Annotated in this window: 14 protein-coding genes; 4 read left to right on the top strand and 10 right to left on the bottom strand. The window is 68.6% G+C overall.

Features of this window, described 5'->3' with window-relative positions:
* Positions 1-2: 2 nt before the first annotated feature.
* The 9 genes from FL311_RS04655 to FL311_RS04615 form a co-directional block, all read right to left on the bottom strand.
* Entirely contained in the window at positions 3-647 is a 645-nt protein-coding gene (locus FL311_RS04655; RefSeq protein WP_141323738.1) for a hypothetical protein, read from the bottom strand.
* A gap of 36 nt (positions 648-683) precedes the next feature.
* The gene (gene pilQ / locus FL311_RS04650; protein ID WP_141323737.1) at positions 684-3404 is read right to left on the bottom strand and encodes a type IV pilus secretin PilQ; all 2721 of its coding nucleotides are present in this window, start codon (positions 3402-3404) and stop codon (positions 684-686) included.
* Positions 3405-3460: 56 nt separating this feature from the next.
* Positions 3461-4033 carry a pilus assembly protein PilP gene (locus FL311_RS04645; RefSeq protein WP_194869053.1) on the bottom strand — a complete coding sequence of 191 codons (573 nt, stop codon included), beginning with the start codon at positions 4031-4033 and terminating at the stop codon, positions 3461-3463.
* Positions 4034-4076: 43 nt separating this feature from the next.
* The gene (locus FL311_RS04640; RefSeq protein ID WP_141323735.1) at positions 4077-4661 is read right to left on the bottom strand and encodes a type 4a pilus biogenesis protein PilO; all 585 of its coding nucleotides are present in this window, start codon (positions 4659-4661) and stop codon (positions 4077-4079) included.
* A gap of 14 nt (positions 4662-4675) precedes the next feature.
* Complete coding sequence (locus FL311_RS04635) at positions 4676-5359, bottom strand: PilN domain-containing protein (RefSeq protein WP_141323734.1); 684 nt, start codon at positions 5357-5359, stop codon at positions 4676-4678.
* Between the two features lie 27 nt (positions 5360-5386).
* Positions 5387-6469 carry a type IV pilus assembly protein PilM gene (pilM, locus tag FL311_RS04630; RefSeq protein ID WP_046715650.1) on the bottom strand — a complete coding sequence of 361 codons (1083 nt, stop codon included), beginning with the start codon at positions 6467-6469 and terminating at the stop codon, positions 5387-5389.
* Positions 6470-6664: 195 nt separating this feature from the next.
* The gene (locus FL311_RS04625) at positions 6665-8083 is read right to left on the bottom strand and encodes a sigma-54 dependent transcriptional regulator (protein ID WP_141323733.1); all 1419 of its coding nucleotides are present in this window, start codon (positions 8081-8083) and stop codon (positions 6665-6667) included.
* Positions 8084-8140: 57 nt separating this feature from the next.
* Positions 8141-9262, bottom strand: a complete 1122-nt coding sequence (locus tag FL311_RS04620) for a sensor histidine kinase (protein ID WP_141323732.1) — start codon at positions 9260-9262, stop codon at positions 8141-8143.
* A 16-nt stretch (positions 9263-9278) separates the two neighbouring features.
* Positions 9279-10487, bottom strand: a complete 1209-nt coding sequence (locus FL311_RS04615) for an A24 family peptidase (protein WP_141323731.1) — start codon at positions 10485-10487, stop codon at positions 9279-9281.
* A 216-nt stretch (positions 10488-10703) separates the two neighbouring features.
* Between FL311_RS04615 and FL311_RS04610 the strand changes: the two genes are divergently transcribed.
* The 4 genes from FL311_RS04610 (at position 10704) to FL311_RS04595 (ending at position 14034) form a co-directional block, all read left to right on the top strand.
* On the top strand, positions 10704-11297 hold the full coding sequence (locus FL311_RS04610; protein WP_141323730.1) for a type IV pilin protein: 594 nt from the start codon (positions 10704-10706) through the stop codon (positions 11295-11297).
* Between the two features lie 91 nt (positions 11298-11388).
* On the top strand, positions 11389-12309 hold the full coding sequence (locus tag FL311_RS04605) for a lipopolysaccharide assembly protein LapB (protein WP_141323729.1): 921 nt from the start codon (positions 11389-11391) through the stop codon (positions 12307-12309).
* The gene (locus FL311_RS04600; protein ID WP_141323728.1) at positions 12290-13270 is read left to right on the top strand and encodes an ABC transporter ATP-binding protein; all 981 of its coding nucleotides are present in this window, start codon (positions 12290-12292) and stop codon (positions 13268-13270) included. Before FL311_RS04605 ends, FL311_RS04600 begins: the two co-directional genes overlap by 20 nt.
* Complete coding sequence (locus tag FL311_RS04595; RefSeq protein ID WP_141323727.1) at positions 13267-14034, top strand: ABC transporter permease; 768 nt, start codon at positions 13267-13269, stop codon at positions 14032-14034. The genes FL311_RS04600 and FL311_RS04595 overlap by 4 nt, the downstream gene beginning before the upstream one ends.
* A 44-nt stretch (positions 14035-14078) precedes the next feature.
* Here FL311_RS04595 and FL311_RS04590 read toward each other — a convergent pair.
* On the bottom strand, positions 14079-15024 hold a 946-nt coding region (locus FL311_RS04590), incomplete at its 5' end, for a tetratricopeptide repeat protein (RefSeq protein WP_141323726.1).

Genomic DNA, 15024 nt, shown 5'->3' with positions numbered 1-15024 from the left:
GGCTACGGAACGGGGATGTCCTCGCACTCCGGCACGATGCCATTGTGGCCACGCAGGTCGCAGTTCGCGGTCGGCGCGGCGAATTGCTGACCCGCCGGGCAGCTGTAACCAGTGCGACCGACCGTGAGCGGGAAGGTGAACTCGTTCGCCTCCACCTTGCTGTTGGCGCTCGTGTGCCCCTTGAACTTCATGGTGATCAGGGTGTCGACGACAGCCCCGCCCGCGGTCGCAGCGGCGAGCGCATCCCGGGCCTGCGGCGTCAGCACGTTGAGGAGCATGTTGCTCCCCTCCCCTCCCTCGAAGCCGCCGAACAGCCGCACGTTGGTGTCCTCGATGCCGAGGTCCGGCTCCGTCTGATACGACACGTCCATCGAGGTGATGTAGACGACCTGGGACCCCGGGCTCGACACCTGACCGCCCTCTCCGACGAGGACCTCCGTGCCGATGCGGTTCGAGGTGACGATGAGCCCCAGCCGGAAGTTCGAGGCCAGGGACATGTCCAGCGAGCCCCGGAGGATGGCCTCATCCTCCGGAATCGTGCAGTCCTGGTCCGGCAGGGCGGCGTGGAGGACCTGCAACTGAGGAACGTCGTCGACGCAAGACACCGAGCCAAACGCCAGCAGCGCGGCGAAATAGATGGGCTTCATGAGCGTACTCTCTCCTCGAAGAAGAGGCGCGATGCCTTACAGGCTCTGCGCAATGGTCTGCCGGTTGAGGATGCGGGGCGTGATGAAGATGAGCAGCTCCTGACGCTCATCCGTGTCGTTCGTCTGCCGGAAGAAGAAGCCGAGGACCGGAATCTTCGAGAGGAACGGCACCGAGTTGGTCCGCGTGGAGCCACGGCGCACGTAGATGCCGCCGATGACCGTGGTGTCGCCATCCTTCACCAGCACCTGGGTGACGGCCTCCTTGCGCTGGATGGAAGGCTGACCGTTGGCGCCCGTGTTGGCCGGGTCCGGCTGGTTGTTGGAGGCGTTGATGGCCATCAGGATGCTGCCGTCCTGGGTGATGTGCGGCGTCACCTCCAGCGACAGACGCGCTTCCACGAAGGTCGTGTTCACACCGGCCGCGGACGTCTGGCTGAACGGGATGGACACACCCTGGCTGATGCGAGCGGTGTTGTTGTCCAGCGTCGTCACGCGGGGCGCGGAGATGGTCTTGATGGTACCCTCGGTCTCCGCGGCGGACAGGCGCAGGTTGAGCTGCAGCGCGCCACCCGCCGAGCCGAAGACGAAGCCCAGCGCGCCACCGGCGTTCTCTCCCACCGGCGCCGGCAGGTTCACCGCGAAGTTCGGAACGGCCGGCACCCCCTGAGCACCGATGCTCGGCGAACCACCGGTCACGGCGACGTTGTTCGGGAAGATGAGACCCGTCGAGTTGCCCGTGGCGGCGGCGGCCCGGGCCTGACCACCCCACTGCACGCCGAGCTGACGGCTGAAGGTCGTGCTCGCCTCGACGATGCGGCTCTCGATGAGGACCTGCGGCGTCTGCGTGTCCAGGCTGCGCACCAGCGAGCGGGCCTTCTCCGTGTTGGAGCGCACGTCCTTGACGATGAGCACGTTGGTGCGGGTGTCCACCGTCACCGTGCCGCGCTCGCTCAGGACGTCCTTCACGCGGGCGGACATGTCGGAGGCCACCGCGTAGTTCACCGGGATGAGGTTAACCAGCAGGTCCTCCTGCTGCTGGAGCGACTTCTTGCGCTCCTGGCGCAGCCGGGCCTCCTCCTCCAGCGTCTTGAGCGGGGCGATGCGGATGATGTTGCCGAACTCCTCCTTGCCCAGCTGCTTGGTGCGCAGGATGAGGTCCAGCGCCTGGTCCCAGGGCACGTTGCGCAAGCGGATGGTGACCCGGCCGCTCACGTCGTCCGCGACGACCACGTTCTTCTTGGAGATCTCCGCGATGACGCGCAGGAGGTTCTGGATGTCGATGTCCTTGAACTCGAAGGACACGCGCTTGCCGCGGTAGCGGGCCTGCTGCGGCGCGCCCTCGGCGGCGTAGGCGGGGGCCTCGGCGGTGAAGCCGGCGGTGCGCTGCGCGACGGACACCTCGTCCGTCTTCACGCCCTTGACGTCCAGGCGCCACGACAGGGTGTTGCCGCTCTGGCTGACCTTCTCCTCGATGGCGCCGTCGGCGGCGACCACCACGCGCACCTTGCGGCCCTCACCGGGTACGCTGAAGGCGCTGATCATCTTCACCGGCGTCTCCAGCGCGCTGGTGTCCAGGCTGCGCTCGAGCTTCTTGGGCAGCCGGGCGTTGTCCAGCGTCAGCACCGCGCTGCGCGGGTCCGGACGGTCCACCTTCCAGCCCGCGGTGCCGGACAGCTTCAGCACCACGCGGCCACCCGCCCCACCCTCCTGGAACGACAGGTCCTTGACCTCGACCACGGACGCGGTGGCCGGAGCCTCCACGACCACGGGGGCCGGACGCAGGGGCTCCACCTCGGCGACCGAGGCGATGACCTCTTGCGGCGCGGGCGACGGCGCCGCCTTGCGGGCCACCGCGCCACCGAGCACCACCTCGAGGCCCTTGTCCGCGCGGTCCACGCGGTAGGCGGGCATCTTGCCGCGCACGTCGAGCACCAGCCGGACCTTGTCCGAATGGGCGCCCACGCGCACTTCCTTCAGGGTCGCGCCATTGATTCGGGGCGCGCGGGCCGCCAGGCCCACCCCGTACAGGTCCACCGCGAGCCGCGGCGGGTCCGCCAGCTCCAGCACCTCGTAGCGCGCGATGTCGCCGTCCGCGCGGATGCGCAGGGTGTCATCGGCGTACGCGAGCTGGGTGATGCGCTGGGCGGGCTGCGCCACCTCGCGCTCGTCGGCCTCGGCGGCGACGACGTTCTCGGGCAGCGCGGGCTTCGCGGCCGCCTCCTGCTTCACCGGGGCCTCCGCGACGACGGCGGCGGGCTTCACCTCGGCGGAGGGCGCGGGCGTCATCGGGGCGGCGGGGGCCGTCGCGACAGTCGCGGGCGCGGCGGACTTCGCCTCGGGGGCGGAGGCCGCTCCATCCACGGAGATGACCACGCGGTTGCCGTCCGCGCGCACGTCGTACTGGGACGCCTTGTCGAGCGCCAGCAGCACCCGGCCAACGCTCGCGCGCTCGTCCGAGAACTGCGACGCCACGACGCCGGACACCGGTCCGGAGCCGTCATGGTGGCCCTTGATACCCGTCGCATCCGCCGACGAGAGGTCCACCACCAACCGCTCCGGCCCACTGAGCCGGAAGACGGTGAAGGTGGGGGGCCGGGTTCCGGTCACCACCACCTGGGCGCCCGAGCCGGTACGGGACACATCCAGGTCCCGAAGCGTATTCAGTTCGGCGCCGCTACTGCTGGCGCCCGCAAGGACGACCGCGAATGCAGTCGCCAACATCCACTTGCCCCTCGTCACAGCGCTCCTCTCGAGCATGCGTCCCCTCACCAAGTTGGAAGCGGGCTGCCGCCCGCGGGCGCGCCACGGGGGCGCTACTCCCCGTAGTTCTTGCCCGTCATTAAATTGTAGCTCGGGTCCTGCCGATCATCGGGCTTGAGCTGCAGGGTCACCGGATTCTTGATGATCTCTCCGTTGCCCGAGAACACCTCGGTCACCGTCAACGAATCACGGAGGATCTGCGTGACCTTGCCGCCCTGGCGCCCCACGCGGGTGTTGCGGCGCACGATGTGGCCTCGACCCAGCGGGTCTTCGACCATGGCAAGTGGATTGGCGTCGCCCGTGACGACCGCGACCAGCTTGAGCTGGTCCAGGTCGAACGCGCACAGCGGCTCCGTGCAGGTGGGCGCCGCGATGTTGGGGTTCACCGGCCCCAGCTCTTCCAGCGGGCTGCGGAACGGGTCGCGCTTGCCCACCGGGTTGTACGAGTAGACGTACGGCGCAGCCGCCGCGGCCTCGACCGCTGCGGGAGCCGTCTCCGCCGGCGCGGCGGGAGCGGCCTGCGCGGGAGCCGCCGCCACCGGCGGAGGAGGCGGGGGCGCGTCCTCGCAGGCTGCGAGCGTCAGCGCGAGCGCGGCGGTCGTCATGGTGGCCTTGAACATCTTCATCCTCAATCCCCTTGTCGCCCTACTTCCGGGACGGATCAAGTTTCTAGTTCTTCTGGGTCTCGACGAACCGGAAGGTCGTCGCCAGGAAGCTGCTCTGAAGGACGACCTTCTCGTTCTTCAGCGTCGGCTGCCCCAGGTTGATGTTGTTGACGTTCACGATGCGGCGCATGTTCGCCATCTCCTGCAGGAACATGGCGATCTCGTGGTAGTTGCCGCTCACCGTCATGCGGATGGGGATGCGGGCGAAGAACTCGCCGCCGCCCACGTACTCGCGGTCGGGCTGAACCAGGGAGATCTCCAGGCCGCTCTTCTTGCCGATGTCGTTGATCTGCGCGAGCAGCTCCTCGACGTCCTTCTTCTCCGGCAGCTCCGTGAGGGCCTCGGCGAGCTTCTGCTCCAGCACGTCCATCTCGCGCCGGCGCTCGTTGAGGTTCTGGGCGATCTCGCTCTTCTCGGCCAGCTCCAGGTCCAGCGTGCGCCGCTCACCCAGCTGCGCCTCGATTTGCGTTTCGGTCGGCTCGATGAGCAGGAAGTAGTTGGCGGCGGTCATCAGGATGATGATCGCGGCGAGGCCACCGAACTTGACGCCCGGGGACGCCTTGACGAATTGGTCCAGGTACTTGTCCATGGTGGGGGCCTCGGTCAGATGGCGTAGTTCGCGCTGAGGGTGATCTTGAAGTCGACCAGGGCGGGCATGCCCGCGACGCCAGCGGACGCCTTGGTCTGCACCGCGCTGGTCAGGTCGATGTTGGTGAAGAACGGGGTGATCTGCCCGGCCGGGAACTCCTCGATGGTGGCCTCCGCCGTGAGCAGCTCCACGCGGGACGTCTTCGCGTCACGACGCTGGTCCACCAGGCGCCCCATGCCCTTGGGCGTCCACACCACGCCATTCAGGCCACGCATGAACTCGGCGACCTCGTCGTGGCTGACGGCCGAGCCGTCGATGGACACCGCGCTGGCGGACTCGACGAAGCCCTTCACCCAGACCTTCTTGGGCGTGGCGGACGCGAGCGCGTCCATCATCCGCACCGGGCCGTTGCGGCCCTTGCGCAGCGAGTCGAGCACCGCGAGCTTCTTCTCGACCTCCGCCTTGCGGGCGTTGATGTTCTTCACCTCGCCGATGACCTTCTCCAGCTCGGCGATCTTCGCGCGCGTCTGGGCGATGCCCTGAGCGTTGCGCTGGTATTCGGAATCACGGTCGTCGTACCAGAAGTAGTTGCCCACGGCGGCGCCGAGGAGCGCCAGCGCGAAGAGGACCAGGACTTGGCGGCCCTTCTGCTGGGTCTGGACCTTCCGGACGGGAAGCAGGTTGATGCGAATCATCATGTGCGTCGTCTCCAGGAGGTGGACAGGTCAGGCCAGCTTGTCGCCCGGACGCCGGAGCGCCAGTCCCACGGCCACCGCGGCCATGGGCGCCACGTCCATGATGAACGCGGGGTCGAACTTGCGGTTGTCCACTTCAATCTTGCGGAACGGGTTGAGGATCTCCACCGGCACGCCGGTGCGCGCTTCAATCGTCTTGAACAGGGCCGGAATCTTCGCCGTGCCACCGGACAGGTAGACCTTGGTGAAGTTCGAGTCCGCCGCCGTGCCCGCGTAGAAGTCCAGCGAGCGCTGGATTTCACCGGCCACCTGCTCGGCCACGCTGGAGAGCACGCGCTCGACGTCCTGGGGCACCACGGCGTCCGCGTCCGCGCGGTTGCCGCCGATCTTCAGCGCCTCGGCCTCCTCGTAGGAGACGTTGAGCTGCTTCTGGATTTCTTCGGTGAACTGGTTGCCACCGATGGTGACGTCACGGGTGAAGACCGTCACGCCGTTGGCGATGATGTTGATGTTCACCACCGAGGCGCCCGCGTTGATGAGGACCACGGTCTCCTTCTCCGGGAGGTCGTAGTTGACGGAGAACATGTTCTGGACGGCGAAGGCGTCCACGTCCACCACCACCGGCGCGAGGCCCGCCTCGGAGACCACGGTGGTGTAGTCGTTGATCATGTCCTTCTTGGCGGCCACCAGCAGCACGTCCATCTGCCCGGTGGCGTCGTTGCCGCCGCCGTCGAGGATCTGCGTGTCGATGTTCACGTCCTTCACATCGAACGGGATGTACTGCTCGGCCTCCCACTGGATGCTCTCCTCGAGCTCCTCCTGGGACATGCGCGGCATCTGAATCTTCTTGATGATGACCGAGTGGCCGGACACGCCGATGGCGACGTCCTTGCCCTTCACCTTCAGCTCGGACATCAGCTCCTGCACCGCCTGCACGATGGCGGTGGAGTTCATCAGCGCTCCATCGACGATGGCCTCCGGAGGCAGCGGCTTCATGCCGAAGCTCTGCAACGCGAAGCCGACCTCGCCGCGCTTGCGCTGCTCCTTGAGCAGGATCATCTTGATGGAGGTCGATCCGATGTCCAGACCGAGTGCCAGTTTGCCCTTCGCCATTCTTGACTCCGTCGAGAGGCGGCCAGCGTAGCACTGGCCGTCAACCCCACCTAAAAAGTGCCCGGAGCCCGCCTGCTCTCCGTTCGGCCGGGACCCCTGCGTTCTTGCTGCGCCAGGCCCCCACCACGGTCGCGGAGGCCCGATTTTCCGGCCTCGGACGCATTTGGTCAAATGGGGACGGCACACCCCACCCGGTCATCCCCGCTCCGCCTCGGCGTCCGGGTCGATGCCGTACTCCTTGATCTTGTACAGCAACGCCCGGTGGCTGATGTCCAGCACCTCGGCCGCCCGGGTGCGGTTTCCCTTCGTTCGACGAAGCGCCGCCCGGATGTAGGACTCCTCGAGGTCCCGGATGGCCCGCTTGAGCGACAGGTCACTACCGACCTGTTGCACTCCGCCATCCCCCGCCGTGGCCGGTCCGGGTGCGGGCGCGGCCCACAGCCGTTCGGGCAGGTTGGTCGGGAGGATGTGCGGGCCATCCGCCAGGAGCACCGCGCGCTCCATGGCGTTCTCCAGCTCGCGCACGTTGCCCGGCCACGCGTAGGCGGACATCAGCGCCTCCGCCTCCGGGGACAGCCCCTCCACGGGGGGCTCCCGGTTGAGCTCGCGGTTGAAGCGGTGGAGGAATGCGCTCGCCAGGAGCGGCACGTCCTCACGGCGCTCGCGCAGGGGAGGAATCCTCACGTTCACCACGTTGAGCCGGTAGTAGAGGTCCTCGCGGAACTCCCCCTTCTCCACCAGCTTGCCCAGGTCGCGCAGCGTGGCCGCCACCACCCGCACGTCCACCTTCTCCACCCGGCTCTCTCCCACCGGGCGAATCTCCCCCTCCTGCAGCACGCGCAAGAGCTTCACCTGCGCGGGCAGCGGCAGCTCCCCCACCTCGTCCAGGAAGAGCGTGCCGCCGTCGGCCTCCGCGAACAGGCCGCGCTTGGCGGTGCGCGCGTCGGTGAAGGCGCCCTTGGCGTGGCCGAACAGCTCGCTCTCCAGGAGCCCGCCGGGGATGGCGCCGCAGTTGACGGCGACGAAGGGCAGCGGCGCGCGGGGGCTCTTCGCGTGCAGCTCCCGGGCGATGAGCTCCTTGCCCGTGCCGCTCTCGCCGCTGATGAGCACCGTGGTGTCCACGGGCGCCAGCCTCGCCACCTGCCGGAGCACCGCCTGCAAGGGAGCGCTCGAGCCGAGGATGTGGCCCTGGGGCAGCGACGGCAGGCCCGACTGCTTCAGGCGCTTGTTCTCGCGCAGCAGTCGCTCGCGCTCCTCCGCCTTGCGCAGGACGAAGACGATCTCCTCGGGCTTGAAGGGCTTCTGGACGTAGTCGTAGGCGCCCGCGGACACCGCCTCCAGCGCCTGCTCCTGCGAGCCATAGGCGCTCATCACCACCACGGTGAGCCCCGGGTGCGCGGCCTGGGCCTCGCGCAGGAGCGTGAGGCCGTCCTTGCGGGGCATGCGCACGTCACACAGCAGGACGTCGTAGTCGCGAGCGGCCAGCTCCCGCAGGGCCTCCTCCCCATCCGCGACGGCGCGCACCTCGTACTTCCGGTCGGTGAGCACCAACGTGAGGATGTGGCGGATGGAGGGCTCGTCGTCGGCGACGAGGATGGAGCGGAACAGGGACATGGCGGCCTTGCCTCCATCATCCCCCAGAGTCGCGGGAGGAGATAGCTTCTGGCCCGCTCACACGGCGGGGAGGGCCAGGGTGAAGCGCGCGCCGCCCTCGGGGAGGTTCTCCGCGCCCAGTCGCCCGCCCATCACCTGCGCGAGTCGCAGCGACACCGCGAGTCCCAGGCCCGTGCCCTGACGCCCCTTGGTCGTGAAGAAGGGCTCGAACAGCCGGGGCATCACGTCCTGCGGGATTCCCGGCCCCTGGTCAGTCACCATCACCCGCGCCTCGCCCGCCTCCAGCCGGGTGGTGACACTGACGCTGCCCTGCCCTCCCATGGCCTGCGCGGCGTTGAGCAGCAGGTTGATGAGGATCTGCGACAAGGGCCCTGGCTCCGCGCGGGCCAGCACCCCGGGTTCGAGCGACAGCTCCACCGAGACGCCCGCCAGCTCCGGCGCGGCCCGCACCAGCCGCACGCACGTCTCCACCACCGAGCCGACATCCACCGGGCCTGGCGAGGCCGTCTCGGGACGACCCAGGTCGAGCAGCCCCCGCACGATGCGGTCGATGCGCTGCACCTCGTGGTCGATGCGCTCCAGGTAGTCCTTCAGCTCCGCCGAGGGCGCCTTCATCCGCGCCAGGGAGAGGTAGCCCAGGATGCCCGCGAGCGGGTTGCCCACCTCGTGCGCCACGCCCGCCGCCAGCCGTCCCACGGTGGCGAGTCGCTCGGAGGTCACGAGCTCCGTCTGCGCGCGCGTCAGCCGCGTGTTCGCCTCGCGCAGGGACTCCATCTGGGAGCGCGTGAGGGACTGCTCCTGGCGCAGCGCATCCGCCAGCCGCTGCAGCGCGCGCTGCATGCGCGACAGCAGAGGGCCACCCTGTGTGGGCGTCAGGTGCGGGTCCGGCTCCAGGCGGCCGAGCTGCTCCACCATCTCCTCGGCCGAGCGCAGCGGGCGCCCCACCGTCAGGTACAGAATCCCGTAGGCCAGCAGCGTGAGCGCCACCAGGTCCAGCCCGAGCGCCAGCGGCAGGAAGCCCCGCACCTGCGACAGCACCTCCGCGTCCGGCGTGCCCGGCCGGGCCAGCCGCCGCCCCAGTTCCAGGAGCCGGATGAGGACCGGCTGGAGCGACAGCCACGACAGGCCCGTGCAGAGCGAGGCCAGCAGGAACGCCACGCTGGCGATGCGCCACTTCATCGAGAAGCCGCGCGGCTCACGGCGCGCCTCCCAGGAGCAGCGCGATGTCCATGGGCAGCACCCGAGCCAGCCACGGACCGAGCAGCATCACCTCCAGCCCCGCGAGCGCGAGCCACGGACCGAACGGGATGTTGGTGGGGCCGGGCACCCACTCCTCCTCCTCACCCGTCTCCTCGTTGACGGGTGCGTCGGGAATCGGCTGGACGAGCAGGCACCAGGGCACCAGGAGCAGCCGCTTCCACAGCGGAATGCCGGGCCGGGTGAACTCCCATGTCATGGTGGGCTCGGGCTCCTCCTCCGGCTCCGCCTCGGCCACAGGCGCGCCACCCGCCGGGTGCGCGGCCATCCCGGGCAGTGACACATCATCGGACGACGGCAGCGTGACACCGCTCGAGGTCGACGTCGTCGCGACATCCGACGCCCCATCACTGGCCGGAGCCGCGTCCGCGGCCGGCGCGGGCCCTGGCCCCGTCGGGGAGGGGGGCGCGTCCGGAGCGGGAGGTTGCGCAGAGGGCCCCGCGCGTCCCGTGAGGGCGAGCAGCGCAATCCCCACCACCGCGCCCTGGAGCGAGGACAGGAAGAGGATGCCGAGCAGCGCCCGCCAGGAGAGGAACGCACCGAGCAGCGCGACGAGGAACTTGTCGCCGCCGCCCAGCGCCTCCTTCTTGAAGACCTTCCAACCGATGTACTCCATCAGGCGGAACACGAGGAAGCCGAGCACCGCGCCCACGGTCGCGTCCACCACCGCGTCCGCGCCGCGCGGCACCGCCAGCAAGAGCCCCGCGGCGATGCCCGGCACCGTCAGCGAGAACGGCAGTATCCAGTGCGCCAGGTCGATGAAGGTGAGCGGTATCAACAGCGACACCAGCACCAGCGCGGGGAACAGCTCGTACGTCCAGCCGAAGCGGCGCAGGCACGCGAGGAACAAGAGCCCCGTGAGTAGTTCGACGAGCACGTAGCGCGGCGAGATGGGCGCGTGACACGAACGACACCGTCCCCTCAGCGCGAGCCACGAGAGCACGGGGATGTTCTCGTACCAGGAGAGCATGTGCCCGCACCGGGGACAGCGCGAGCCGGGCCGGACGATGCTCAGTCCTTCGGGGACACGCGCGATGACGACATTGAGGAAGCTGCCGATACACAGGCCGAGGACCAGGAGGAAGGCGGTGAAGAGAGGCCCGGCCCAGCCTGGCAGGAGGGAGATGTCCGTCACGGAGCCCGGCATCCTAGCGTCGCGCCCGGAGAGGTCAGCCCCCTGGATCGACGATTTCCGTCAGAAGCAGTGACAAAATTTGGCAACCAGGCGCCCAGCCTGACGGGGTGCGCGGCCCGACCTCGTGGGAAATCCCCGGGTTGGGGTGACTGTTGGCCATGGCACCCTTCGTGCTAAGAATCCGGGCAGTCGTTCAACCCCCCTCTGCACCTGCGGAGCACTCCCGACATGCTGAATCGCCTCATGAAGAAGAAGGGTGGCTTCACCCTCATCGAGCTGATGATCGTCGTCGCCATCATCGGCATCCTGGCCGCCATCGCCATCCCGAACTTCATCCGCTTCCAGGCCAAGTCCAAGCAGTCCGAGGCGAAGACCAACCTGAAGGCCATCTTCACGGCCCAGAAGGCGTACTTCGGCGAGAAGGACAAGTACGTCACCGACTTCAAGGTCGTCGGCTTCGACCCCGAGCCCGGCAACCGCTTCAGCTACGGCATCACCGGTACGTGCAACGAGACCGTCCTCGTGACGGGCCGTCGCTACGGCGAGGGCTGCATCGGCCAGGACCAGGCCCGCTTCGCGAAGATCCCGACGGGAGCCACCGCGCCGCTGACCGCCGGCGTGTCGCCCACCCCCGCTGACTGCCCCAACTGCGAGTTCTCCGCGACGGCCATCGGCAACGTGGACAACGACCCCGCGGCCGACACGTGGGGCATCACGTCCCTCGCGTCCTCCGCCACGACCCTCACGGGCACCTGCGGCGTGGACTCGACCACCATCAGCGGCGGCGAGCCGGGCAACGCGTACAACGACGTGAGCTGCTAAATCCCTCGGGAGCTCGCTCACGGCGAGCCATCCTGTGGTACCAGCGGGGCGCTCGGGAGACCGAGTGCCCCGCCTCCGTTTCCAAGGACCGATGCGCAAGCTGCCTTTCATGCTCCTGGCCGCTGGGTTGTTGTTGGTGGTGCCGCTGGCGGCCCGGCCCTCCCCTCCCCTCCACCTGGGTGATCGCCCGCTGCTGCCCCGCGCCGGGTTCCTCAGGGTGTTGTTCAAGGCGCAGCTCGCGCTCATCTCAGACTACTTCTGGATCCTCACCATCAACCGGGTGGGCTCCGCCTCGACGCCGTCTGAATACCGCGACGTGTACTACTACGCGGACCTCACGACGGACCTCGACCCACGCTTCTCGAAGGTCTACACCTTCGCGGGCATCACCATCCCCATCCACCTGGGGCGCGAGCAGTACACGAATGTGGAGGAGTCCTCGGCCATCCTGCGCAAGGGCATCGCCAACACGCCCGAGGACAAGCGCATCCACTTCCAGCTCGCCTACAACCTCATGTTCTTCGAGCGCCGCTACAAGGAAGCGGCGGCCATCATCGAGGAGCTCGCGAAGGAGCCGGACGCGCCCGAGTGGTACTCCGCCCTGGCGACGCGCCTGTATGCCCAGGCGGGCGACTTCGACACCAGCCTGAGCCTGGCGATGATGCTGCGCGACAGCGCCGAGGACGAACAGACGCGCGAGTACTACGCGCGTCGGGTCAGCGAAATCCTCCAGGAGCGGCTGCTCCAGCAGTTGGATGCGGCCATTCAGCGCTACAAGGCACGCGAAGGACGCCTGCCCGACAGGATCAAGGCGCTCGTCTCCGCCGGAGACCTGGACAAGCTGCCCGCCGACCCGTTGGGCGGTGAGTTCTTCATCGGCGAGGATGGACGGAGCTATTCCTCCGCCGCCAAGTTCCGGCTCGAGCTCATCAAGAACCTGAAGACCGAAGAGGGCGAGCGCATCGTCCCCAAGCCCCGCGTCGTAGAGAGCCATGACGACCCCCAGCCCTGACGCTCCTCCCATCCAGACCCAAGGCCTCTCCAAGACGTACAAGGTCGGCTTCTGGTTCAACCGCACGGTCCGCGCGCTCCAAGGCCTCGACCTCGAGGTCGGCCCCGGGCAGATCTACGGCCTGCTCGGCCCCAATGGCGCCGGCAAGTCCACCACCATCAAGATATTGATGAACCTGGTGCGCCCCAGCGGCGGCACCGCGCTGCTGTACGGCCAGCCCGTGGACCAGGCGGCGACGCGACGGATGGTGGGCTTCCTCCCGGAGAACCCCGCGCCGTACGAGTACCTCACCGGCCGCGAGTTCGTGACGCTCGCCGGACAGTTGTGCGGCATGAGCGGCCACGAGCTCGACCTGCGCGTGAAGGAGGTCCTGGGCGCGGTGGACATGAGCCACGCCGAGAAGCTGCAGATCCGCCGCTACTCGAAGGGCATGGTGCAGCGCGTGGCGCTCGCGCAGGCGCTGGTGGCCAGGCCCCGGATGCTCATCCTCGACGAGCCGACGAGCGGCCTGGACCCCGTGGGCCGCAGGCAGATGAGAGACCTCATCCTCGCCGAGCGGGACCGGGGCACCACCGTGCTCTTCTGCAGTCACATCATACCGGACGTGGAGGCGCTCTGCGACAGGCTGGCCGTGCTGGTGGGCGGCCGCCGTGTGCGCGAGGGCAGCGTGCAGCAGTTGCTCTCCGCGCAGGTCCCCTCCGTGGAGGTGGTGGTGGAGGGGCTGAAGATGGAGCAGGTGAAGAACCTGGGCGTGGCGCTTGAATCCACGCAGGCCCTGGATGGGCGCGTGCTGCTTCAGGTCGCCGATTCGGACAGCCAGCGGCTGCTGGGGCAGGTGCTCGCGGCGGGCGGACGGGTCAACAGCCTCCAGGCGGCGAAGTTCTCCCTGGAGCAGCTCTTCATGGATGCCCTGAAGGATTCAGGGCGGGCGACGAGCGTCGGCGGGGAGATCAACACATGAGCGCGTTCGGCGCGATGGTCTGGAACGGGTTTCGCGAGGCGCGCCGCAACCGCGTCACGGTGGTGGTGGGCGCGTTCGCGGCGGTGGTGCTGCTGTCGTCGACGCTGGTGACGGAGGTGACGGTCGCCACGTTCGACCGCGTGCTCACCGACTTCGGCCTGGGGATGATGAGCCTCATCCTCGTCTTCCTCACCATCTTCCTGTCGAGCGGCCTGTTGAGCCGCGAAATCGAGCGGCGCACCATCTTCCTGGTGGTGAGCAAGCCCGTGTCGCGCTCGCAGTTCCTGCTGGCGCGGCTGGCGGGCAACATGCTGACGCTCGCCGTGCTGATGGCGGCGATGATGCTCATCTTCATCAGCCAGATGGCGCTGTTCATGGTGAGCGTCAACACCACGCAGCTCCTGGCGGTGGTGGGCCTGTGGTTCGAGCTGCTCGTGCTCACGAGCGCGGGCATCCTCTTCTCCAGCTTCGCGGGCCCCGCCGTCTCGGCCATCGCCACCACCGGCATCTACTTCGCCGGCCACCTGGCCAATGACCTGTTCGACATCGCGCGCAGGCTGGACGATGGCCCGGTGAAGACGGTGGCCACGGCGCTCTACTACCTGCTGCCCAACCTGGAGCGGATGAACTTCCGGCCCCAGGCGACGTACGCGCTGCCCGTGGACGCGTCGACGTTCTTCTCGGGCATCGGCTATGGGGTGGGCTGGGCCGCGCTGTTCACCGCCGCCGCCATCTTCATCTTCGAGCGGCGCGACTTCCGCTGAAGCGCCGTTGGCATGAGGGGTGACCGCCCGGTCCCCCTCGTGCATCACTGCGTGGCGCCGGCCGCCAGTCGCGCCTGCCGCAAGCCCTCTCGCGCGGGCGCCCAGTCGGGCCGCAGCCGAAGCGCCTCCTCCAGCGGGGCCACGGCTTCGCCCGCGCGTCCCAACCGAAGTAGCGTGCGCCCCAGCTCCAGCTGCGAGTCCGCGCGCCGGGGCGAAAGCCGCAGCGCCGCCTGGAAGCGCTCCACCGCCTCCTCCAATCTTTCCGCCTTGCGCAGGGCGAGCCCCAGGTTGTGGAGGACGACGGGCTCCCTGGGACGCAGCGCGTGGACACGCTCGAGCTGCGGGATGGCCAGGTCCATGCGCCCCAGCATGGCGTACGCGACGGCCAGGTCGCTCTGCGGCTGGTACAGCTGCGGCAGTGACGCCACCGCCACCTGCAAGTGCGGAATCGCGTCCTCCACGCGACGCGCCTTGAGATAGGACGCGCCCAGGTAGGCGTGGATGCTGGGCTCATCCGGCGTCTTCGAGAGGGTGTCCTCCCACAGCGAGATGTCATCTCGCCACGCAGGCACCCGCGCCAGGGTCAACGCGGCGAAGACCACCACCACGCCGCCGGCCACGAGCCCCACCGCCCGAACCTGCCCGGGCCAACGCTCGAGCACCCACTTCACGCCCGCCGCCACCAGCAGGCAGAAGCCCACGGAGGGCAGGTAGAGGAAGCGCTCCGCGTACGCCTCCACGCCACGCAGTTGCATGAGGAAGATGGGCAACAGGGGCGTCAGCAGCCAGACGCCTCCGGCGAAGGTGGCCCGGGACGCGCGCCACGAGCGCCACGACACGACGGCCAGGCCGAGGAGCAGGATGCCGCCCAGCACCATCTCCGAGGCCAAAGGAGTCACTCGCGAGGGAATCGTCACCACGAGCGGATGGGGCCAGAAGAGCTTCGCGCCCAACTTCCCCACCAACGCCAGCATGTGCAGCGGGTAGAGG

The organism is Myxococcus sp. AB025B, assembly GCF_006518215.1.
Lineage (GTDB): Bacteria > Myxococcota > Myxococcia > Myxococcales > Myxococcaceae > Myxococcus > Myxococcus fulvus.
Note: the sequence above shows the minus strand (reverse complement) of the source record. Positions and strands in the feature narration are given on the sequence as shown.

What these genes read in the sequence shown, in the direction of transcription:
- FL311_RS04655 (WP_141323738.1), bottom strand. Translation starts at nt 647, where the DNA reads ATGAAGCCCATCTATTTCGCCGCGCTGCTGGCGTTTGGCTCGGTGTCT.
- pilQ (WP_141323737.1), bottom strand. Translation starts at nt 3,404, where the DNA reads ATGCTCGAGAGGAGCGCTGTGACGAGGGGCAAGTGGATGTTGGCGACT.
- FL311_RS04645 (WP_194869053.1), bottom strand. Translation starts at nt 4,033, where the DNA reads ATGAAGATGTTCAAGGCCACCATGACGACCGCCGCGCTCGCGCTGACG.
- FL311_RS04640 (WP_141323735.1), bottom strand. Translation starts at nt 4,661, where the DNA reads ATGGACAAGTACCTGGACCAATTCGTCAAGGCGTCCCCGGGCGTCAAG.
- FL311_RS04635 (WP_141323734.1), bottom strand. Translation starts at nt 5,359, where the DNA reads ATGATGATTCGCATCAACCTGCTTCCCGTCCGGAAGGTCCAGACCCAG.
- pilM (WP_046715650.1), bottom strand. Translation starts at nt 6,469, where the DNA reads ATGGCGAAGGGCAAACTGGCACTCGGTCTGGACATCGGATCGACCTCC.
- FL311_RS04625 (WP_141323733.1), bottom strand. Translation starts at nt 8,083, where the DNA reads ATGTCCCTGTTCCGCTCCATCCTCGTCGCCGACGACGAGCCCTCCATC.
- FL311_RS04620 (WP_141323732.1), bottom strand. Translation starts at nt 9,262, where the DNA reads ATGAAGTGGCGCATCGCCAGCGTGGCGTTCCTGCTGGCCTCGCTCTGC.
- FL311_RS04615 (WP_141323731.1), bottom strand. Translation starts at nt 10,487, where the DNA reads ATGCCGGGCTCCGTGACGGACATCTCCCTCCTGCCAGGCTGGGCCGGG.
- FL311_RS04610 (WP_141323730.1), top strand. Translation starts at nt 10,704, where the DNA reads ATGCTGAATCGCCTCATGAAGAAGAAGGGTGGCTTCACCCTCATCGAG.
- FL311_RS04605 (WP_141323729.1), top strand. Translation starts at nt 11,389, where the DNA reads ATGCGCAAGCTGCCTTTCATGCTCCTGGCCGCTGGGTTGTTGTTGGTG.
- FL311_RS04600 (WP_141323728.1), top strand. Translation starts at nt 12,290, where the DNA reads ATGACGACCCCCAGCCCTGACGCTCCTCCCATCCAGACCCAAGGCCTC.
- FL311_RS04595 (WP_141323727.1), top strand. Translation starts at nt 13,267, where the DNA reads ATGAGCGCGTTCGGCGCGATGGTCTGGAACGGGTTTCGCGAGGCGCGC.